The following is a 21,268-nucleotide window of genomic DNA, read 5'->3' on the forward strand; positions in this document are numbered from 1 at the left end:
GAACCGGGCCTATTGCGCGGAGTTGCGGTCCCTTTCGCGTGATGCGGACTCCAACGATCCCGTTGGCGCCCCGTCTCGCACCGGAACGGTCAGCATCGGTCTCTCACCAGCGCACTCGGCTACGCAGTCCTGTGAACCCATAGGCGCACAACAGGACGATCAACGACAACACCAGGGCCGTACCGACGGGTTGGGCCATCATCCGCAGGACGCCCAGCACGAAGCGGTCCGCCTCCGGGGGCCAGTGCGCCGCGGACATCCCCCGCAACCGCGAGACGATCCCGTCCACCGGGTACGCGGACGGCCCGGCCAGCGCCTTGCGCACCAGCGGCACGACCGCCACCGGCACTGCGAGTACCGCGGCCAGGCCGGCCGCCGTGGAGCGGAAGACGGCGGAGGCCAGGACGCCGGCCCAGGAGCAGCCCATGAGCAGGCCGGCCCAGCCCACGGCCGGGGCGATCCACTGCGCGGGCGAGCGCAGTGGGGCCGCTCCGAAGACCAGGCCGACGGCGCAGGCGTCGGCGAAGAGGGCGAGGGCGCCGATCAGCAGGGCGAGGACGGAGCAGACGCCGAGTTTGGCGGTGAGCAGCCCCAGCCTGCGCGGCACGGTGCCCCGGGCCGCCGCAAGGGCGGGGTAGCGGTATTCCTCGCCGAAGGCCAGGGCCCCGAGCAGACCCGCGCCGAGGGCTGCGGGCGGCAGCGGCAGCAGGTCGGGCCAGGCGGCGAGGATCCGGTCGCGCGGGGCGGCGCCGCTCCGGGCGAGCAGGACGGCGGTGATCGCGGAGGCGGCGATCACGACGGTCGCCGTGAGCCAGGGGGTGGCGGTGCCGAAGACACGGAGCAACTCGTAGCGCAGGGGCCGCAGCGGGCCGCCGACCCTGCGGACGGCCGAGGCCACGGGGCCGCCGCCTTGGGTGTCGCCCGGGACCGGCGGGAGGTCATGGGCGGACTCGGTCGCGGACCAGGTCTCGGCCCAGGCCCCGGCGGACAGTTCGGGGCCGCCGGGGAAGCCGTGCGCGGCGCGTGCCTCGGGGGCGACCTGCTGCCCGGCCTGGTGCCCGACCTGCTGCCCCGCCTGCTGCCCGGCCTCCTTGCGCGTCTCCGCACGGGCGTCGATCCGTACCTCGGCGCGCGCGTCGGTGGCGCGGGCTTCGGTGCGGGCCTGCGGGACCGGCCGGGCCGGTGCTCCCGCGTCGCCGGCGTCGCCCACGTCTCCGGTCTCGTCGGCGAGCTGGTGGACCAGGACCCCGTTGCGGAACGCCGCCTCGCCCACCTCCGCGCAATTGCTGCCGTACACGGACAGCCGGGTGCCGCTCTCCGCGACGATCTCGACGGCGCGCCGGGCGGCCCGGGCCTCGCGCCCCAGCACGTCGGCCAGCCGGGCCGCGTGCGGGGTGCGTACGGCGACCCTCGGCCGCAGCCGGGTCCGGGCGAAGTCCGCGGCGTCCTGGTCGGCGACGAGCCGGCCCGCCTCGATGGAGACGACCCGGTCGGCGCCTCGGGCCGCCTCCTTCGCGTCGTCGGTGGTGAAGAGCACCGCGCCACCGAGGGAGGCGTGCCGGCGCAACAGCCCGTAGAGCCAGTTCCGTTCGCGGGGGGAGAGTTCGGCGGCGGGTTCGTCGAGCAGCAGCGTGCAGGGGTCGGCGAGGAGCGCCGCGGCGAGTGCGAACCGGCGCTCCATCGCGCGCGAGAGGGAGCCGAGCCGGTGGTCGCGCAGGCCGGCGATACCGACGACCTCCAGCATGGTGTCGGCCCGGGCGGCCGGCACCCCGGCGGCGGCGCAGAGCATCCGCAGCTGGTTGCGGACGGTCCGCGACGGGTTGCCGGGCACGTCCCCGAGCAGGACCCCGACCTCACGGCCCGGATGCGGCAGCTGATGCAGCAGGCGGCCTCGGAAGTAAGTGACGCCGCGGCCCGGTTCGAGTCCGAGCATGAGCCGCAGCGCGGTGGTCTTGCCCGAGCCCGGCTCGCCGAGCAGGGCGGTCACGCACCCGGGGCGGGCCTCGAAGGTCAGGTCGTCCACGACGGGTGGAAGGTCTCGACGGGGTGTGCTGGTGAGTCCGATGGCCTGGAGCATCGCTTCTCTCGCGGGGGGTGAGACCGCTCTGCGGCAGGATGAGTACCGCAAGCAAGATAACGCGATATGTCCGATTTTCGGGGCAGGTAGGTCGTGGACCCGGTCGTGTCGCCACCCGAACACGTCCCCCACCGGGCGAGCCCGGCGAGTAGGGGCGGGGCGGCGGATCGCCCCGGCAGGAGCCGAGCCGGGGTGACGGCCCGCCCCGGCAGGAGCCGAGCCGGGGTGACGGGCCGCCCCGGGAGGAGCCGGGCCAAAGTGGCGGGGCGTCAGACCTCGGGTCGCAGCATCGGCGGGTTGAGCAAGGTGGCCCCGCCGGCCCGGAACAGCTGGGCCGGGCGGCCTCCCTGACGGGTCGTGGTCCCTCCCGCCGGCACCAGGAACCCGGGGGTGCCGGTGACCTTGCGGTGGAAGTTGCGGGGGTCGAGCGCCACGCCCCACACGGCCTCGTAGACCCGGCGCAGCTCTCCGACCGTGAACTCCGGCGGGCAGAAGGCGGTGGCCAGGGAGGAGTACTCGATCTTGGAGCGGGCCCGCTCCACACCGTCCGCGAGGATCCTCGCGTGGTCGAAGGCGAGTCCCGCGGAGGCCTGTTCACCGGCCTCGAGCAGTTCGTCGACGGGGGCCCAGCGCGCACTGTTGGCGTCGCCGCCCGCCCGGGGCGCGGGCAGGTCGGGGGCCAGCACCAGGTGGGCCACGCTGACCACCCGCATCCTGGGGTCCCGCTTCGGGTCTCCGTACGTGGCGAGCTGTTCGAGGTGCGCGCCGTTGCCCACGCCCGGAACACCCGGATCGTGCGCGCACAGACCGGTTTCCTCGGAGAGTTCCCTGGCCGCGGCCGCCGCCAGATCCTCTTCGTCGCGCACGAAGCCGCCGGGCAGGGCCCATCGGCCCTGGAACGGCTGCTCACCCCGGCGGACGACCAGCGCGCAGAGCGCGTGGCGCCGTACGGTGAGCACGACCAGGTCGACGGTGACGGCGAAGGGCGGAAAGGCCGACGGGTCGTAGGGCGACATGCCGCGATCATAGTCGTCTGCCTGACGATAAACAGAGCTTTGGTGACCCCGGAGACGGTATTGCGGAGCTTAGCCTCCCAGTTGCAGCGCATCAGCCGCCACCTCCACCATGGCGAGCCCCAGACGGCTGACCCGTACGGCGAACGGTTCCCCGGCCACCCGCAGGCCCGACAGGCGCAGGGCGCCGAGCGGGGCGCCCGCGAGGGGTGCGAGGGCGACCGTCTTGCCGGGGGCGTCGGGGCGGATCCCGGCGAGCGCGGTCAGGACGTGGATCCCGGCCGCCGCGGCCACCGCGGCGGGACGGCAGGCAGCGGGGTGCGGGTAGGGGGCGCTGCCCGCGGTGCGCTGCTCCGCCGCGTACATCTCCGGCAGCCGGTACCCGAACCTCTCCGCGGCGTCGAGCAGGCCCCGCAGCAGCCCCGCCGCCTCCTTCTCGAAGCCGGCCTGGGCCAGGGCCGCCACCGCGACCGCGCTCTCGTGTACCCGTACCGCTCCGGAGCGGTGACCGAAGGGGTTGTGGCCCGGTTCGCGGGCCGCCATGCTCCGCAGGCCCCAGCCGGAGTCCATGGCCGGGGCCCCGAGCAGCCGGGCGAGCTGTTCGGTACGGACCCGGTCGAGCAAGCCGTCGGCGAGTCGGCCGCCGCCCAGCAGTCCGGTGTCCAGCAGGTGCGCGGCGGCGCCCGTCAGCCGGGGCAGCGGCCGCCCGTCGGGGTGCAGGGCCGCGGCCGGGCGCCCGCCGTCGGGGCCGTCGATCCAGAACGCGGTCCGGAACCTGGCCCGTAGTCCGGCCGCCCACTCCCGCCATTCCTCGGCGCCGTCCCGCCCGCACCCGGCCAGCAGTTCGGCGCCGAGCAACGCGGCCCGGTGCGCGTGGGCCTGGGTTTCACAGCGCCGGGGTCCCGGGTCGGGGTCGGCCAGGAAGCCGTCCTCGCCCAGGGCCCCGCGCAGCCATCCGAGGCAGCGCTCCGCTGTCGGCAGCAGCCGGGCCACCTCCGCCTCGGGCAGCCCCCAACGCCACGCTTCGGCCAGCACCGCCGGGAAGGCGAGGGTGGCCTCCGTCCCGGTGCAGCAGGGCGGCAGCTGCGGTCCGGCCCCGCGCAGCGGCCCGGGGATCTTCCCGGCGTCGGGCCCTCGTCCGGTCGACTGGGTCCGGGCGAGGGTGCGCAGGGTGGCTCCGGCCAGGCCGGTGCCGAGCGGCAGGGCCATCCGGGCGGCCCACAGCGATTCGGCCGGGGCGAGACCGAGCCGCCAGGGGACCCCGGCCGCGGCGAAGGCGTCCCCCGGATCCGCGGGATCCCTCAGGAGCAGGGCTGCCAGATCCTCGGCGCTGGTACGGAACCAGGCCTCCGCCCTGGGGTCGTCCCCCTCGGCCCGCGCTTCGGACAGCGGGTTGGCCACCTGCCCGGCCGGGGCGCGCGCGGTGCGGACACCGGTGGTCCGGAGCTCGATGGTGCGGCTTTCACCCGGCCCGAGGTCGAGCTGCCAGCGGAGCAGGCCCGAGGAGGCGAGGGAGTCGTCGGGGGCCGGCTCCGCGGTGGTGACGGCATGCACCTCACCGGTGCTCCAGCGCAGCCCGGCGGCGTGCACCCCGGCCGGGAGCTCCGCTCCGGTGCGGCCGGCCGCCACGGCGGCCAGTTCCGCCAAGTCGGTGCCGAGCGCGAGCTCCACGGGCAGGCGCACCCGCCTGGCCGCATAGCTGTGCAGGGTGATCCGCTCGGTGCCGTCGGCGTGCCGCACCCGCTCGACGCCGATGTCCGGGTCCGGGCCGGCCTCGGCTCCAGTGCGGACGGTGGCGGTGAAGGCCGCCCGGTCCGCCCCGAGGCTGCGCCCTTGGACGGCGACCGGTTCCCGGCCCCCGACGCGCAGGACGCACCGGGAGAGCAGCCGGCGTCCCGCGCGGTAGATCCCGTCGAGTCCCCGACCGGTCAGTTGGCCGTGCTCGGGCGAGATGACCAGGCAGGGTGCGGCGACGCAGATGACGGCGCCGTGCACGGGCGGCAACTCGGGCCTGCGGGGCGGAGGTACGGGGTGGGCCATGCGTCGCCTTGTCTGCGCTCCGGTCCGTTTTGCTGGTCGGCGGGGCCGGTCACCCACCACCGCCCAGCTGAACGCCCCTACCCGTGCCCGGGTCACGGGCCCCGCCGACGCTCGAGCCGGATGCCGGGCCCAGGAGCCACCCCCGGAGATCCCCCGATCGGGTCGGCGGCGGCGCGGGACACCGGCCCTCCCCTGCCCGGCCCGCGAACAGCCGAGGGCCTGCGCGGGGCGCGGCTCAGGCCACGGGCCGCGCAAGGCCTGTGCATGGATCGGCCCGAGCCGCGAGCCGGCGACGGCCCGGGCAACGCAGGACCGGAGCGGTGACGCTCCCGGTAAGCGGTGACCGGGCAGCCCCCGCACTGCGCAGGCGACCCCCCGCAGCCGCACCACCGCAGCCCACCGCCGGAAGGGGCCGGGCCACCTTCCGCGGCATCCCCGGGGATCCGGACCACGGAGCGGGACGCCCCGCAGCCGCCCTCCCCCTGTCCCCCGCTGCCGGTTCACCGCTCGCTCCCCGCACCCCGGCGGGACTGGCGGCGGTCCGCCTTGGAGCGGCGGCCGGGTGGGCGGTTGCCCGTGGCCGGGCGCTTTCGGCGAGGTTCCCGGCGCCTGCGCTCCTCCCGCAGGCACTCCCTGAGTCCCTCCGGATCGATGCCTTCGTTGCAGGCGTGGTGGAGGAGCTGGGCGAACCGGTAGTCGGCGTCCGCCTGTAGCGCGAGCCCGAGCACGATCCGCGCGGTCGGCTCGTCACCGGTGGACCACGACACCCAGCCGGCAAGGGTCAGGGGGGCGGCGGCGTGTTCCCCGTACGCCCCGACGCAGCGCCGGGCCAGGGCCCGCCACAGCCGCAGGGCCGGCCCCGCCTCCTCGTCCTCCATCCATTCGGCGGCGATGTCACGGATCTCCCGGTCCTGGAGACCGATGATCAGCGCGGCCGCCTCGTCGTGGCCGAGCAGAGCGTCGTCCCAGCCGTCCGCTCCCGGGCCGGTCTCGGCCGGCGGCGCCAGCGTCAGCCGCCGCATCAAGCTCCTGGCCAGCGCGAGGGTCTCCGCGCCGACCTCCTCCCGGCTCGCCCCGTCGAGGATCTTCGGCACCAGGGCGACGGCCGCTCGCTCCAGGGCCTTCTCCTGCTCGACGGCTTCCGCACCGCCCAGAGGTGCCAGGCGGCCCTCGATCTCCTTGAGCGATCCCCGGACCTGGATCCCGGCGAAGGTGGCTGCGGCGGCCATGACCGAGGTGCCCGGCAGGGCCATCGGGTTGCCTTCCGCCGGGCAGCACCGCTCGTCGGGGCACGTGTAGGACCAATAGCGGCCGCCGGAGAGGCACAGGGCCTCCATGACGGGCACGTCGAGCGCCCCGCAGGCCAGCCGCAGCCGGTGGGCGAGCGGCCGCAGCCGGGTCATCACCCGCTGCGCGCTCTCCCCGCCGAGCGGGTCCTGACAGAGGTAGACGACGATCCCGTCGGGCTTGCCGCCCCGGCGTTCACTGCCCCGGATCAGGGTCTCGGCGACCTGGCGGGCGGTGTCCTCCCATTCCGAGGGCGACGCTGGGATGCCTACCCGAAGGCGCCCGCCGAAGCGGCCGCCTTCGCCGTGGACCGCGACGAGGACCAGGGAGTCGGTCGGGTGGAAGCCGAGCATGTAGGGCAGCGCGTCGGCCAGCTCGGCCGGACTGCGCAGGGTGATCTGGGACGCCGTGGGTGAACCGGAGGGGCTGGTGGACCGCCGTCCGGCCGGACTGGGTGATTCGTGGTTCTTCGTCATGCGTCGACGGTCCCGTGCCTGATCATTTCGCGAAAGGCCTGTGGATAACCCCCAAACTCGTCCAGTTTTCAACATCCACAGGCCCCGTGCGGCATTGGCGCGATGTCAGAGGCATCAGGTTGCATGGGGGCATGAACGCAGACCTGAGGTCCTCGGCCGATTCCGTACTCGCCCGCCTGGTGGGCGACCCCACGGGCACCGCTCGGCTGCGCGAGGACCAGTGGCGCGCGATCGAGGCCCTCGTCGCGGACAAGCGGCGTGCGCTGGTGGTCCAGCGCACGGGCTGGGGCAAGTCCGCGGTCTACTTCGTCGCCACCTCGCTGCTGCGCGCCGGCGGAGCCGGTCCCACCGTGATCGTCTCCCCGCTGCTCGCGCTGATGCGCAATCAGGTCGAGGCCGCCGCCCGGGCGGGCATCCACGCCCGCACCATCAATTCCGCCAATCCCGAGGAGTGGGAAGGGATCCAGGCCGAAGTCGCGGCAGGTGAGGTCGATGTCCTCCTGGTCAGCCCGGAGCGGCTCAACAACCCTGACTTCCGGGACCAGGTGCTGCCCAAGCTGTCCGCCGCAACGGGCCTCCTCGTGGTCGACGAGGCGCACTGCATCTCCGACTGGGGGCACGACTTCCGCCCCGACTACCGACGGCTGCGCACCATGCTCGCCGATCTGCCGCCGGGCGTCCCCGTGCTGGCCACCACCGCCACGGCGAACGCCCGCGTGACCGCTGACGTCGCCGAGCAGCTGGGGACCGGCGCCGGGACGGACGCCCTGGTGCTGCGCGGCCCGCTGGACCGGGAGAGCCTGAGCCTGTCGGTGCTCTCCCTCCCCGACGCGGCGCACCGGCTGGCCTGGCTCGCCGACCACCTCGGCGAGCTCCCCGGCTCCGGGATCATCTACACGCTGACCGTGGCCGCCGCCGAGGAGGTCACCGCCTACCTGCGTCACCGGGGTCATACGGTCTCCTCGTACACGGGCAAGACCGAGAACGCCGACCGCGAGCAGGCCGAGAACGACCTCCAGGCCAACCGGGTCAAGGCCCTCGTCGCCACGTCCGCCCTGGGCATGGGCTTCGACAAGCCCGACCTGGGATTCGTCGTACACCTGGGCTCACCCTCCTCCCCCATCGCCTACTACCAGCAGGTGGGCCGCGCCGGCCGAGGCGTGGAGCACGCCGAGGTGCTGCTGCTGCCGGGCCGTGAAGACGAGGCCATCTGGCAGTACTTCGCCTCCGTGGCGTTCCCGCCCGAGGAGCAGGTGCGCCGCACTCTCGACGTACTGGCCCAGGCGGGGCGGCCGTTGTCGCTGCCCGCGCTGGAACCGCTGGTCGACCTTCGGCGCACCCGCCTGGAGACGATGCTCAAGGTCCTGGACGTGGACGGCGCCGTACACCGGGTGAAGGGCGGCTGGACGTCGACGGGCGAGGCCTGGACCTACGACGCCGAGCGCTACGCGTGGGTGGCCAGGCAGCGGGCGGCCGAACAGCAGGCGATGCGTGACTACGCGTCGACCACCGGATGCCGGATGGAGTTCCTGCGCCGCCAGCTCGACGACGAGGAAGCGATGCCCTGCGGCCGCTGCGACAACTGCGCGGGAGCCCGCTTCACGGCGGAGGTCTCCAGCACCGCCCTGGACACCGCCCGAGGCGAACTGGGGCGTCCCGGCGTCGAACTGGAGCCCCGCAAGATGTGGCCGACCGGCCTCGCGGCCGTGGGCGTGGACCTCAAGGGCCGCATCCCGGCCGGGGAACAGGCTTCCACGGGCCGTGCGCTCGGCCGGCTCTCCGACATCGGCTGGGGCAACCGGCTGCGCCCGATGCTCGCACGGCAGGCACCGGATCAGCCGGTTCCGGACGATGTCGCGCAGGCGGTGGTGGCGGTGCTCGCCGACTGGGCGCGGGGGCCCGGTGGTTGGGCTTCGCAGGCTCCGGACGCTCCCGCACGGCCGATCGGCGTGGTCGCGTTGCCCTCGCGCAGCCGCCCGCAGCTGGTCGGCTCCCTGGCGGCGCGGATCGCCGAGGTCGGGAGGATGCCGATGCTCGGAGCGCTCTCCTACACGGACGAGGCCCCGGAGTTCGGGCTCCCCTCCTCCAACAGCGCCCAACGCGTCCGAGGGCTCCATCTGGCCTTGACCGTACCTCCTGCCCTGGCTGCCACACTGGCGCAGGCGGACGGTCCGGTGCTCCTCGTGGACGACCGCGCGGAGAGCGGCTGGACGCTCGCGGTGGCCGCCCGGCTGCTCCGCCGGGCGGGCGCGAAGGAGGTGTTCCCCCTGGTGCTGGCGCTCCAGCCATAACGAATGCGTCATGCGCGGCGTGGCGGGGCAAGGATATGAACGGCATACCGGCGAATTCCGGTCGGTGGCCCCAAATGCTCATTGCCCCATGCTCGCGGGCCACGCGAGAATCGGAGAGCTCCCGCTCGGCTCGTCGGCACTCTCCAGGGCCGTGCCGCGGCGCGCCCACATCCCAGCCGTGCCCGTTCGCGGGCGTGTACCCGAAGGGAGGACCGTGACCATCGGATTCGCCCCGCCCTCGACCACGTCCCTGACCACGGCCACCGGCGGCGCCAGCCGGCACGGCAGACTGCTCGAACCCGCCGAGTGGTCGGCCGCGGGGGTGCCCCTGCTGAGCAATCCGCGCGAGGTCGTCAGCGGGCTGCACTCCAGGCACCATCCCGTGCCGTCCACCGCCGTGATCGCCGTACTCGACCCGGAGGAACGGCTCGTGGCGAGCGCCTCGTTCGTGCAACGGTCGGTATCGGCCGACGGGTGGGAGTACCGCAACGCCCTGCTGTCCCGGCTGCGTCGCGTCCTGCCGCACGACCTGCGGCGCCGGACGCCGGTGCGCACGGCGGTGCTGCTGTACTGCCGCGAGGGCGACGAGCGGTGGACCGAGGAGGACGGCGCCTGGATGTGGGGGCTGCGGGACGCCTGCACCCTGCACGGGCTGCGCTGCGGGGCGTACATCACGCTGACGCGCGGAGGCTGGCAGGTGCTCGGCGAGGGCCGCGGCGGCCGCAGACCCAGCTCTGATTCCCGCCCCGAGTTCCTCGGCGCCACGTCGGCCGAACCGGCCCAGGCGCCCCTGCGCACGGTCGGCGGCGCGGCGGCGGCGCTGCGCCACACCGCCGCACGCTGAGCCCGTCCCGCCGCTACGGCATCCGCACGACAGCCTCGGCACCGCGCCCTCAGCCGGCGTCGCACGGCAGTCCCGGCACCGCGTCCTCGGACGCGCACACCGCGCCCTCGACACCGCCGTAGCGCGACACCGCCGTGGCTGGACACCGCCGTGGACCGAACCGCTCCGCTGAGCCGGGGCGAGCGGCGCGGTCAGGAGGCGGGGCTGCAGCGGGGCCGGCTCCCGGCCCGCCCCGCTCTCCCCGCTCGTACCGGAGTACGGGCCGTCAGACCCCCGCGCCGAGCACGGAGTTGATCTGCTGCGCGTCGCCGCACACGATCAGCAGTGCACCGGCCCGGGCGAGCGCGACCGGCAGCGCGCCGGCCACCGCGTCGACCGGACCACCGTTGGCCGCGAAGACCACGACGGGACGGCCCGCGGCGCGCTCGGCCTGCGCCGCGTCCGCATAGAACACGTCGTCCCGGGCATCGTGCTGCGCCCAGTACGCGGTCTCACCGAAGGACAGTTCGTGCGCGGCCCACGGGTGCGGGTCGCCGGTGGTCAGCACCAGGATGTCGCCGGGCGCGCGCCCGGTGTCGAGCAGCAGGTCGACGGCCTCCTCGGCCGCGTCCAGCGCGCCCTCGACCGAAGCCGGGATCAGCTGGACCTGGGGTACCGCCGCCGAGACGGAGGGTGTGGTGGGGGCTGCGGGTCCGGGGATGGTGGCCTGCGCCGCACGCTGCACGGGCGGGGCGGGCCTGGGGGCGCCTCCCGCGCGGCCGGCCGCTGCGGGGGAGGGCCCGGGGCGCCCGGGCCGGGGTACGGCTGCGGGACGCGGACCAGGTACGGGGCGGGGGGTCTGCGCGGTGCGGCTCGCGGCCGGCGTAACGCGGGGACCCTGGGCACTCTCGTGAATCTGAGGCTCCTCGGGGGTGAGAGGCATGAGTTGACATCTATCAAACACCGGTACGAAACGTACCGGCGGATGGCACGTGGACGCGATCAGAAATCGAAGCCGAGTTGGCCTCCGTTTTCCAGCTCCGTCGATTCCTCGCTGCGGCGCACCTTCTTGAGGTGCCGCCACTGGGGCAGGGCGTCGAGGTACGACCACGAGAGCCGGTGGTACGGGGTGGGGCCCAGCTCCTCCAGGGCCGCCCGGTGCACGGGCGAGGGGTAGCCGGCGTTCGCCGCGAAGGCGAAGTCTTTGACCGTGCCGGCCTGTTCGCCGAGTTCGGCCATCATCCGGTCGCGCCGGACCTTGGCGATCACCGAGGCAGCGGCGACCGCGATACAGGACTGGTCTCCCTTGATCACCGTACGGACCCGCCAGGGCGGTCCGAGGTAGTCGTGCTTGCCGTCGAGGATCACCGCGTCGGGCCGCACCGGAAGGGCCTCCAGGGCGCGCACCGCCGCGAGCCGCAGCGCGGCGGTCATGCCCAGCTCGTCGATCTCCTCCGGCGAGGCGTGCCCGAGGCCGTGGGCGGTGACCCAGCCCTCGAGGATGTCGAGCATCGCGTCCCGGCGCTTGGGGGTGAGCAGTTTGGAGTCGGTGAGTCCTGCGGGCGGCCGGCGCAGACCGGTGATCGCCGCGCACACGGTGACCGGACCGGCCCAGGCCCCTCGTCCGACCTCGTCGACCCCGGCGATGACCTTGGCGCCGGTGGTTGCACGGAGGGAGCGCTCGACGGTGTGGGTGGGTGCTTCGTACGGCATGGCGCCAGCAAGGTTACGCCGCCCCGAGCCGCCTGCACACCCCGCCCCGGGCCGGGGACACGGGCGGGGTTCGCCGCGGGGTCACACCCGGAGCATCGGCACCATCACCTGGTCGATCAGCTGGGCGATGTCCCCGTCGTCCCATTCGCTTCCGTACATCTTTGCGCGGTACATCAGCATTGCGGGAATGACGTCGACAATGAACGGAATGTTGGCGTCCGGCCGGACTTCCCCGCGGTCGATCCCGCGCTGCACAAGGGCCTGAATCACCGCCTGAGCGGGTTGGTGCAGCCCGTTCCAGATCACGCCGCGGAACCGGTCCGCATGGTCGGAGTCGCATTCGTGAAGAACCGCGCGCAGGGCCACACCGGTGGGCGAGCGCATCACGTCGCACATCCGCGCGCACAACCCGTAGAGGTCGTCCCGGATCGACCCGGTGTCCGGGATCCGGTCCAGCGGCGGCAGTCCGGCCCCCAGCACCTCGGCCACGAGGGCGGCCTTCGACGGCCAGCGCCGGTAGAGCGCCGCCTTGCCCGTCCGGGCGGCTGCGGCGACGCCCTCCATCGTGAGCGCGTTCCAGCCAACGGTGCTGAGTTGCTCCAGGGCCGCGTCCAGGATGGCGCGTTCGAGCTCCGGGCCCCTCCTGCGGCCCGCAGGCTCCTGCGACCAGGGGGAACCCGTCATGCTCCATACCTCCGACCGGCCCGCGTGCCCATCGCACGTATTTTCAGCCTTAGTGAACGCTTGCGTTCACTAAATGTAGCTCCTACCGTGGTGCGCGAGTGAACGGATGCGTTCACTATTTCACTTCGGGGGGATCCTCAGTGACAAGCGTTCAACTCGACAAACCTCGGATATCGGGAGCCGCCCGCCACCCGGGCCGTCCCGGTGTGGCGCTCGCGGTGATCGCCGCGTGCCAGCTCATGGTCGTGCTCGACGCGACGATCGTGAACATCGCGCTCCCGCACATCCAGACGGCGCTCGCCTTCTCCACCACCGACCTGTCCTGGGTGCTCAGCGCCTACACCCTCACCTTCGGCGGCCTGCTGCTGCTCGGCGGCCGGGCCGGCGACATCCTCGGCCGACGCCGGGTCTTCATGACCGGAATCCTGCTTTTCACCCTCGCCTCCCTCCTCGGCGGATTCGCCCAGGAGCCCTGGCAGCTCCTGGCCGCCCGCGCGCTCCAGGGAGTCGGCGGCGCCATCGCCTCACCGACCTCGCTGGCGCTGATCACCACGACGTTCGCGGAAGGTCCCGAACGCAACCGGGCGTTCGGGGTGTTCGCCGCCGTCTCGGCCGGTGGCGGCGCGATCGGACTGCTGGCCGGCGGCATGCTGACGGAATGGCTCGACTGGCGCTGGGTCCTCTTCGTCAACGTGCCGATCGGCGTCCTGATCGCCGTCCTCACGCCGATGTTCATCAGCGAGTCCGAACGCCACCCGGGCCGTTTCGACATCGCCGGAGCGCTCACCTCCACCGGCGGCATGGCCTCGCTGGTCTACGGATTCATCCGCGCGTCCGAGGACGGGTGGCGCGACTCCCTCACCATCGGATCCTTCGCCACCGCGCTGGTGCTGTTGGCGCTGTTCGTCGTCATCGAGTCCCGGGCGCGCGAACCCATCATCCCGCTGCGGATGTTCGCGGACCGCAACCGCGCCGGCACCTACATGATCATGCTCGGACTCGCCGCGGCGATGTTCGGCATGTTCTTCTTCATCGTCCAGTTCGTGCAGAACGTGCTCGGTTTCTCACCGATCCAGTCCGGTCTCGGCTTCCTGCCGGTGACTGTCGCCATCGTCACCGCCGCCGGGCTCTCGCAGCGGTTCCTGCCCCGCTTCGGCCCCAAACCGTTCATGGTCGCCGGGTCCGCGCTCACCGGTTCGGGCCTGGCCTGGCTGAGCTTCATCGAGACGGACAGCTCCTACGTGTCCGGGGTGCTCGGGCCGATGGTGCTGTTCGGCTTCGGCATGGGCCTGAACTTCGTGACCCTCACCCTCACCGCCGTCTCCGGCGTGGCCCCGCGCGAAGCGGGCGCCGCCTCGGGGCTGCTCAACGCCAGCCAGCAGGTCGGCGGCTCGCTCGGCCTGTCCATCCTGGTCACGGTCTTCGGCACCGCCAGCCGTGAGGAGGCCGCCAAGCAGTTCCCGGCCTTCATGGCGAAAGCGGACCCCGGTCAGCTGGCCGCCTTCAAGGAGACCGGCCGGCTGCCCGACCCGTGGGGCGACCTCGTCCTCACCCAGGGCATCTCCACCGCGTTCCTGGCCGCCGTCGTGATGGCCGGACTCGCCCTGGCCACCGCTCTGCTGGTGATCCGGGTACGCAAGAGCGACTTGGAGGCCCTCAACGGAGCCGCCGCCGAGGCCGGTCCGGCGGCCTGAGCGGGCAAGACCGTACGCGGACCCGGGCGAGCCGGAAACAGCCGGCTCGCCCGGGCCGCATCACGCGTCCGCCGCCGCTGCGACGCCGCGGTCCTCGCGAGTCGCCCCGGCCCTCAGCGCGGAGCCTGCGGCAGCCACGCCGGAAGGGCCTCGGTCCGCGCCAGCCATGCCTGCGGCAGCACCGCGTCACCTCGGGCGCCCAGCACCCCGCCGACGATGGCACAGGTCGTGTCCACGTCCCCGCCCACCTGCGCGGTGGTCCAGAACGCCCGCTCGTAGTCCTCCAGCGAGCGCGCCGCCGACCACAGGGCGAACGGCACCGTGTCGTGGGCGCTGGTGCGACGGCCGCAGCCCAAGACCGCCGCGACCGTGGTGGCGTCGCCGTAGTCCAGCATGTCCCGCGCCCGACGCAGTCCCGCGCCCACCGCGCTGCGCGGCACCAGCGCGATGACCCCGTCCAGCAGGTCGGCGGCCTTCGGCGGCCCCGCAGCATCCGCCGCGAGCGCGGCCGCGGCGGCGACGGCCATCGCCCCGCACACCGCCTCGCGGTGCTGGTGGGTGGTGTACGCGGAGATCTCCGCCTGGTGCGTGGCCTGCTCCGGGTCGTCCGCGTACCAGGCGCCGAGCGGTGCGATGCGCATGGCGGCGCCGTTGCCCCAGGAGCCCTGTCCATTGAAGAGCGCGGCCGCCAGGGTGCGCCAGTCCTCACCCTCGCGGATCAGCCGCAGCATCCGGTTGACGGCGGGCCCGTAGCCGCGGTCGAAGTCGTGGTGGTGGGCGAACGAGGCGGCCAGCGCGTCCTGGTCGATGCGACCGTGTTCGGCCAGGACGGCCATCACCGAGCAGGCCATCTCGGTGTCGTCGGTCCACTGCCAGGTCTCGCTGCCCGCGGGCAGCTCGCGCCGCTTGAGCAGCGGATAGTTCACGGGGACGAAGTACTGGGAGCCCAGGGCGTCCCCCAGGGCCAGCCCGCGAAGGCTGGACATGGCGCGTGCGTAGCGCCTCTGGGGAGTGGAGTCAGCGGTCATCCCGCGTCACTCTAGTCGTCGAGGTCGTAAGGCTCCGGTGTGGTCCACCGCTCAAACGGGCGGTCCAGGCGGTACCGGCCGTCCGGACCCAGTACGAGTGACCTGAATTCACCGTTCCCCGGATTGGACAGGGCCTCGAACTCGGCCACCGACCAGTGGAACCAGCGCATGCAGAACAGCCGCATCGTCAGTCCGTGCGTCACGAGCAGCACGTTCTCGGGGTGGTCCGGAGCCTCGAAACTGCGGTACAGGCTCTCCAGGAAGGACCCGACCCGGTCGTACACGTCGGCGCCGGACTCGCCCTGCGCGAAGCGGTAGAAGAAATGCCCGTACGCGTCCCGGTACGTTTTCTGCAGGCGTACGTCTTCGTGGTCCTGCCAGTTCCCCCAGTCCTGCTCGCGCAGCCGCGGTTCCTCCCGCATGCGGACCCGCGTCGGGTCCAGTCGCAGCTCGCGGAACGTCTGCAGGGTCCGCCGGTAGGGGGAGACGTAGGCGCTGATGCGCTCGTCGCCGAACAGCTCGCGCAGCCGCGCACCGGTGTGCCGGGCCTGCTCCCGCCCGACAGGCGTCAGCCGCAGGGCGTGGTCGGGCTCCCGCTCGTACACCGTGTCGTCGGCATTGCCCTGGGATTCCCCGTGCCGGACGAGGACGATGCGCCGTGGTCGTACCATTCCACGACCCTATTCGGCCACCGGCGCGCGGTTCGAACGGGCACGCCGGTCGGGCCACCGTTCGTCTTACGGTCATACCGTCCAGGAGGGTTCGAGGTCGACCACGTCACCGGTGAGCGCCTCCACGTCGGCCTCGGTCTGCGCGCGCAGCGAGAGCCGCTCGACCCGCTCCTGCCGGTACTTGCCGTGTTCGGCAGCCGCCCGCCACATCGACAGCACCAGGAACTCCCGCCCCGGGGCTTCCCCGAAGAGGCCACGGATCATGCCGGGCGACCCGGCCATGGCCGGGTTCCAGACCTTCTCCTGCATCAGGGCGAAGTGCTCCACGCGCCCCTCCCGCACCCGGGTGTGGGCGACCCGGACCACGTCGGCGTCGGAGAAACGGGGCTCGAAACCGGTCTTCACATCGAAGCGGTAGTCGAAGAGCGTGACCCGGGCGTCGGTGAAGGTGCCGTTCTGGGAGGCGGCCAGCCGGTCGTGCGAGCGCGCCATGAAGGAGTCGTAGAAGGAACGGCTCTCCCAGAACGCGAAGACGTGCGCCACCCCCTGCCGGCCACGGCTCCATCCGCCGCCCTGCCCCCGGAATCCGGGCTCGCCCGGCAGCCCCGCCCATTTGCGCTGCCCACGCTCGAACCCGCGTCGGTCCGTCACCGTGCAGCGAATCCACTTGACCAGCACCGCGCCATCGTACGGGCCCGGCGTGGCCCGGGTCAGTCCTCGGCGCGGAAGATCCGCACGAGATCAGCCGCGTCCCGCTCGGACAGCCGAAGACCGAACTCCCGGGCGAGCAAGGGGATCAGCTCCTCGGCGCTCACGGTCCGCCTCTCCACCCGCCCGTCCGGGTGCCAGTGGGACAGCTCACGCCCCAGGAGCGCCACCCGGACATCCCGGCCCGGCAGTTGGACGATGACCTTGCCGAGGAAGGCGGAGCGCGGGTGGGAGGAGCTGTAGTGGTTCAGCACCACGTAGTCGACGGGGTGGTAGGGCTGCGGGGTGAATGCGTAGAGGTCGCTCCAGGTCCCCTCGCGCAGCCACCTCAGCACGAGGAGTCCGTCCTCCTCCTGGTGGACGGCGTACGTCCACTCGCCCTGCCGTACCTCGGCTCCGGGCCGCCCGAGCGGGACGGGCTCGAAGGGGCCGGGATACCCGTATCCCGCGTCGCACAGCCAGGGTTCACCCCCGACGGTGACGACGAGGACGGCGTGCGTCACCGGCAGCAGGCGGTCCCCACGGGCCCGGTTGCGGGCGCCGCGCCCCTCGACCTCGAATCCGAGCCGCTGGAGGGCTGCGGCCAGCAGCGAGTTCTGCTCGTAGCAGTAGCCGCCGCGGCGACGGTGCACGAGCTTGTCCTGCAGCGACTTGACGTCCAGCTCGACGGGGCGGCCCAGCGTGACGTCCAGGCTCTCGAAGGGGATGGCGGCGGTGTGCGCCCGGTGCACTGCGTACAACGTCTCCAGGTCGGGTTCCAGTTCCCGCCCCGGGCCTTCGCCGCCCGTCCCGATGCCGATCCGCGCCAGATACGCGTCGAGGTCCAGCTCGTCACCGCTCCACATGGCTCTTCCACTCCCCCGTGTGAAATCCGCGAGCCCCGACGATCGCGACGCCCCCACACCATGATCGTCGCGCCGCACCGCCCCCGCCACCCCACGCGGAGGTTCGGGCGAGATCACGCTCGACACAACCGCCGCGTCGACAAAACGCACGGTGGGGTGTCCGTGTATCCCGGACACCCCACCTGAGCAGCTAATTCACGCCCACCAAGGGGCTCACATTCAGCTGCAGCCGCTGGTCGAGCCGCAGCCCTCGCAGATGTAGCAGGAGCCGGCGCGCTGCATCTTGGTGCCGCAGGAGAAGCAGAGCGGGGCGTCGGCCGAGACGCCGAGCTGCATCTCGACGAGTTCGGCGCTGGAGTGCGCCGTCTTCGGGGCCGGGGCGGCGATGGCCGGCTTCGGCTCCGAGGGGACCGCCGCGAGCGGCGCCGACTGGGCCAGCGACTCCGTGTCCAGCTCCTCCTCGTCCAGCGGCTCGTACGAGCCGGTGTCGAGGTGGCGCTGGCGCTCCTCGGCGGTGTGGATGCCGAGCGCCGAGCGGGTCTCGAACGGCAGGAAGTCCAGCGCCAGGCGGCGGAAGATGTAGTCGACGATCGACTGCGCCATCCGCACGTCCGGGTCGTCCGTCATGCCGGCCGGCTCGAAGCGCATGTTCGTGAACTTCGAGACGTAGGTCTCCAGCGGCACGCCGTACTGGAGACCGACGGAGACGGCGATGGAGAAGGCGTCCATCATGCCCGCGAGGGTGGAACCCTGCTTGGACATCTTGAGGAAGACCTCGCCCAGGCCGTCGTCCGGGTAGGAGTTCGCGGTCATGTAGCCCTCGGCGCCGCCGACCGTGAACGAGGTCGTGATCCCCGGGCGGCCCTTCGGCAGGCGCTTGCGGACCGGGCGGTACTCGATGACCTTCTCGACCGCCGCGCGGATGGTGTCCTCCGCCTTGGCGGTGACCTCCTCCTTCTCCTCTTCCTTCTTCTTCGCGGAGAGGGGCTGGCCAACCTTGCAGTTGTCGCGGTAGATCGCGAGCGCCTTGACGCCCATCTTCCACGCCTCGAAGTAGATCTCCTCGATCTCCTCGACGGTCGCCGACTCCGGCATGTTGACCGTCTTGGAGATGGCGCCGGAGATCCACGGCTGGATCGCGGCCATCATGCGCACGTGGCCCATCGGGGAGATGGAACGCTCGCCCATCGCGCAGTCGAAGATCGAGTAGTGCTCGGTCTTGAGGCCCGGGGCGTCGACGACCACACCGTGTTCGGCGATGTGGGAGACGATCGCCTCGATCTGCTCCTCCTGGTAGCCCAGGCGGCGCAGGGCCTGCGGGACGGTGCCGTTGACGATCTGCATCGAGCCGCCACCGACGAGCTTCTTGAACTTGACCAGGGCCAGGTCCGGCTCGACACCGGTGGTGTCGCAGGACATCGCCAGACCGATGGTGCCGGTCGGGGCGAGGACGGAGGCCTGGGAGTTGCGGAAGCCGTTCTTCTCGCCGAGGCGCAGGACGTCCTGCCAGGCCTCGGTGGCCGCGGCCCAGATCGCGTTGTCCAGGTCCTCGGTGCGCGGCGCGACGGCGTTGGCGTCGGCGTGCTGCTTCATGACGCGCTTGTGCGACTCGGCGTTGCGGGCGTAGCCGTCGTACGGTCCGACGATCGCGGCCAGCTCGGCGGAGCGCCGGTACGCCGTACCGGTCATCAGCGAGGTGATCGAGGCGGCGAGGGTGCGGCCGCCGTCCGAGTCGTAGGCGTGGCCCGTCGCCATCAGCAGGGCGCCGAGGTTGGCGTAGCCGATGCCGAGCTGACGGAAGGCGCGGGTGTTCTCGCCGATCTTCTGCGTCGGGAAGTCCGCGAAGCAGATGGAGATGTCCATCGCGGTGATGACCAGCTCGACGACCTTGGCGAAGCGCTCCGCGTCGAAGGACTGGTTGCCCTTGCCGTCGTCGTTGAGGAACTTCATCAGGTTCAGCGAGGCGAGGTTGCAGGACGTGTTGTCCAGGTGCATGTACTCGCTGCACGGGTTGGACGCGGTGATGCGGCCGGACTCGGGGCAGGTGTGCCAGTTGTTGATCACACCGTCGTACTGGATGCCCGGGTCGGCGCAGGCCCACGCGGCCTCGGCGAGCTTGCGGAAGAGCGCCTTGGCGTCGACCTTCTCGATGACCTCGCCGGTCATGCGGGCACGCAGGCCGAACTCGGCGCCGTTCTCGACGGCCGTCATGAACTCGTCGTTCACGCGGACGGAGTTGTTGGCGTTCTGGTACTGGACGGACGTGATGTCGTCGCCGCCCAGGTCCATGTCGAAGCCCGCGTCGCGCAGGGCGCGGATCTTCTCCTCTTCCTTCACCTTGGTTTCGATGAAGGCCTCCACGTCCGGGTGGTCCACGTCCAGGACGACCATCTTGGCCGCGCGGCGCGTGGCGCCGCCCGACTTGATCGTTCCTGCGGACGCGTCGGCGCCGCGCATGAAGGAGACCGGGCCGGAGGCGTTGCCGCCGGAGGAGAGGAGCTCCTTGGAGGAGCGGATGCGGGAGAGGTTCAGGCCGGCGCCGGAGCCGCCCTTGAAGATCATGCCCTCTTCCTTGTACCAGTCGAGGATCGACTCCATGGAGTCGTCGACGGCGAGGATGAAGCAGGCGGAGACCTGCTGCGGCTGGGGCGTTCCGACGTTGAACCACACCGGGGAGTTGAAGCTGAAGATCTGGTGCAGGAGGGCGTACGTCAGCTCGTGCTCGAAGATCTCGGCGTCCGCGGGCGAGGCGAAGTAGTCGTGGTCCTCGCCGGCCTTCGTGTAGGTCTTCACGATCCGGTCGATGAGCTGCTTCAAACCGGTCTCGCGCTGCGGGGTGCCGACCGCGCCGCGGAAGTACTTGCTGGTGACGATGTTGACCGCGTTCACCGACCAGAAGTCGGGGAACTCGACGCCACGCTGCTCGAAATTGACCGAGCCGTCGCGCCAGTTGGTCATGACGACGTCACGGCGCTCCCAGCTCACCTCGTCATACGGGTGCACGCCCGGGGTGGTGTGGATGCGCTCGATCCGCAGGCCGCTCTTGGTGGCCTTGGTTCCCTTGGCGCGGGAACCTCGTGCCGAGCCGCTCGCCGTCTCTGTCATGCTCCGCCTCCCATATGCGGGCAAAAACGCCCTGAAGTGCCAGCGATATTCCGCAGCACGGTGCCGTGTGTCTGTATCTACGAATTACGAATCTTCGGATCTCGCCTGGCCGACCGGGCCGGGGCCGCACACTGCGGCCCGTCCGGTCAGTCGGCGGCGGAGGCGGGCACGGGAACGACCGCAGGGGTCCCGCCCGGCTCGCACTCATGGGGGTGAGGCCGTCCGTCGCGGAGCTCCGCGATGGCGGTCTCGAAGTCTTCAAGGGTGTCGAACGCTTTGTACACCGACGCGAACCGCAGGTACGCGACCAGGTCGAGTTCCTGCAACGGACCGAGTATGGCCAGACCCACGTCGTGGGTGGTCAGCTCGGCGCTCCCGGTGGCGCGCAGCGCCTCCTCGACCCGCTGGCCGAGCTTGGCGAGGGCGTCCTCGGTGACCGGCCGCCCCTGGCACGCCTTGCGGACTCCGGAGATGACCTTGGAACGACTGAAGGGTTCGGTCACACCGCTGCGCTTGATCACCATCAGCGAGGCCGTCTCCACCGTCGTGAAACGACGGGAGCAGTCGGGGCACTGACGGCGCCGGCGGATCGACGTGCCGTCATCGGTGGTGCGGCTGTCGACGACCCGGCTGTCGGGGTGCCTGCAGAAGGGGCAGTGCATGGTTCCCTCACCCTCCCTCTTCGGCACGACTGATCACCTCACCGGGCCCCTGAACGGCAGGAACGAGGCTCTGCCGGGGGCTGGTGAAGCAGCCACAAGCATATGCGATGCCGGGAGCCGGAGCGGACCCGGGACCACAACTTCTGGGTGG

At 72.3% G+C, this 21,268-nt stretch carries 16 protein-coding genes; 3 read left to right on the forward strand and 13 right to left on the reverse strand.

Features of this window, described 5'->3' with window-relative positions; genetic code table 11:
- Nucleotides 1-103: 103 nt before the first annotated feature.
- From IE207_RS23185 to IE207_RS23200, 4 genes are all read right to left on the reverse strand, one after another.
- A complete protein-coding gene (locus tag IE207_RS23185; protein ID WP_190186202.1) occupies nt 104-2,077 on the reverse strand; it encodes an ATP-binding cassette domain-containing protein in 1,974 nt (657 codons plus the stop codon).
- Between the two features lie 269 nt (nt 2,078-2,346).
- Entirely contained in the window at nt 2,347-3,093 is a 747-nt protein-coding gene (locus tag IE207_RS23190; protein WP_190186203.1) for an NUDIX hydrolase, read from the reverse strand.
- A gap of 69 nt (nt 3,094-3,162) precedes the next feature.
- Nucleotides 3,163-5,130 (reverse strand): amylo-alpha-1,6-glucosidase, encoded by a 1,968-nt coding sequence (locus IE207_RS23195; protein WP_190186204.1) that lies wholly within the window; start codon nt 5,128-5,130, stop codon nt 3,163-3,165.
- A 500-nt stretch (nt 5,131-5,630) separates the two neighbouring features.
- Nucleotides 5,631-6,893 carry a DUF4192 domain-containing protein gene (locus tag IE207_RS23200; protein WP_190186205.1) on the reverse strand — a complete coding sequence of 421 codons (1,263 nt, stop codon included), beginning with the start codon at nt 6,891-6,893 and terminating at the stop codon, nt 5,631-5,633.
- A 131-nt stretch (nt 6,894-7,024) separates the two neighbouring features.
- On the opposite strand from IE207_RS23200, the gene IE207_RS23205 reads away from it, so the two are divergent.
- Both IE207_RS23205 and IE207_RS23210 read left to right on the forward strand, forming a co-directional pair.
- The gene (locus tag IE207_RS23205) at nt 7,025-9,184 is read left to right on the forward strand and encodes a RecQ family ATP-dependent DNA helicase (RefSeq protein ID WP_190186206.1); all 2,160 of its coding nucleotides are present in this window, start codon (nt 7,025-7,027) and stop codon (nt 9,182-9,184) included.
- Between the two features lie 214 nt (nt 9,185-9,398).
- Nucleotides 9,399-10,028: a hypothetical protein gene (locus IE207_RS23210; RefSeq protein WP_190186207.1), complete on the forward strand. Its 630-nt coding sequence runs from the start codon at nt 9,399-9,401 to the stop codon at nt 10,026-10,028.
- 265 nt (nt 10,029-10,293) lie between these two features.
- On the opposite strand, the gene IE207_RS23215 is transcribed toward IE207_RS23210, so the two are convergent.
- From IE207_RS23215 to IE207_RS23225, 3 genes are all read right to left on the reverse strand, one after another.
- Nucleotides 10,294-10,950 (reverse strand): hypothetical protein, encoded by a 657-nt coding sequence (locus IE207_RS23215; protein ID WP_190186208.1) that lies wholly within the window; start codon nt 10,948-10,950, stop codon nt 10,294-10,296.
- Nucleotides 10,951-11,009: 59 nt separating this feature from the next.
- On the reverse strand, nt 11,010-11,720 hold the full coding sequence (gene rnhB / locus IE207_RS23220) for a ribonuclease HII (protein WP_190186209.1): 711 nt from the start codon (nt 11,718-11,720) through the stop codon (nt 11,010-11,012).
- An 81-nt stretch (nt 11,721-11,801) separates the two neighbouring features.
- Nucleotides 11,802-12,404, reverse strand: coding sequence for a TetR/AcrR family transcriptional regulator (locus IE207_RS23225; RefSeq protein WP_190186210.1), 603 nt, complete (start codon nt 12,402-12,404; stop codon nt 11,802-11,804).
- Between the two features lie 140 nt (nt 12,405-12,544).
- Between IE207_RS23225 and IE207_RS23230 the strand changes: the two genes are divergently transcribed.
- Nucleotides 12,545-14,098 (forward strand): MFS transporter, encoded by a 1,554-nt coding sequence (locus IE207_RS23230; RefSeq protein ID WP_190186211.1) that lies wholly within the window; start codon nt 12,545-12,547, stop codon nt 14,096-14,098.
- Nucleotides 14,099-14,211: 113 nt separating this feature from the next.
- Here IE207_RS23230 and IE207_RS23235 read toward each other — a convergent pair whose 3' ends face one another.
- The 6 genes from IE207_RS23235 to nrdR form a co-directional block, all read right to left on the reverse strand.
- Nucleotides 14,212-15,126, reverse strand: a complete 915-nt coding sequence (locus IE207_RS23235) for an ADP-ribosylglycohydrolase family protein (protein ID WP_190186212.1) — start codon at nt 15,124-15,126, stop codon at nt 14,212-14,214.
- Nucleotides 15,127-15,137: 11 nt separating this feature from the next.
- Nucleotides 15,138-15,797 carry a histidine phosphatase family protein gene (locus tag IE207_RS23240; RefSeq protein WP_190186213.1) on the reverse strand — a complete coding sequence of 220 codons (660 nt, stop codon included), beginning with the start codon at nt 15,795-15,797 and terminating at the stop codon, nt 15,138-15,140.
- A gap of 72 nt (nt 15,798-15,869) precedes the next feature.
- Nucleotides 15,870-16,475 carry a YdbC family protein gene (locus tag IE207_RS23245; RefSeq protein ID WP_190186214.1) on the reverse strand — a complete coding sequence of 202 codons (606 nt, stop codon included), beginning with the start codon at nt 16,473-16,475 and terminating at the stop codon, nt 15,870-15,872.
- Between the two features lie 32 nt (nt 16,476-16,507).
- A complete protein-coding gene (locus IE207_RS23250) occupies nt 16,508-17,350 on the reverse strand; it encodes an arylamine N-acetyltransferase family protein (protein ID WP_190186215.1) in 843 nt (280 codons plus the stop codon).
- Nucleotides 17,351-17,569: 219 nt separating this feature from the next.
- Nucleotides 17,570-20,455, reverse strand: coding sequence for a vitamin B12-dependent ribonucleotide reductase (locus IE207_RS23255; protein WP_190186216.1), 2,886 nt, complete (start codon nt 20,453-20,455; stop codon nt 17,570-17,572).
- Nucleotides 20,456-20,601: 146 nt separating this feature from the next.
- Entirely contained in the window at nt 20,602-21,117 is a 516-nt protein-coding gene (gene nrdR, locus IE207_RS23260) for a transcriptional regulator NrdR (protein ID WP_136212708.1), read from the reverse strand.
- Nucleotides 21,118-21,268: the final 151 nt, after the last annotated feature.

Source organism: Streptomyces cirratus (assembly GCF_014650775.1).
In the GTDB taxonomy this organism is placed as follows: domain Bacteria; phylum Actinomycetota; class Actinomycetes; order Streptomycetales; family Streptomycetaceae; genus Streptomyces; species Streptomyces cirratus.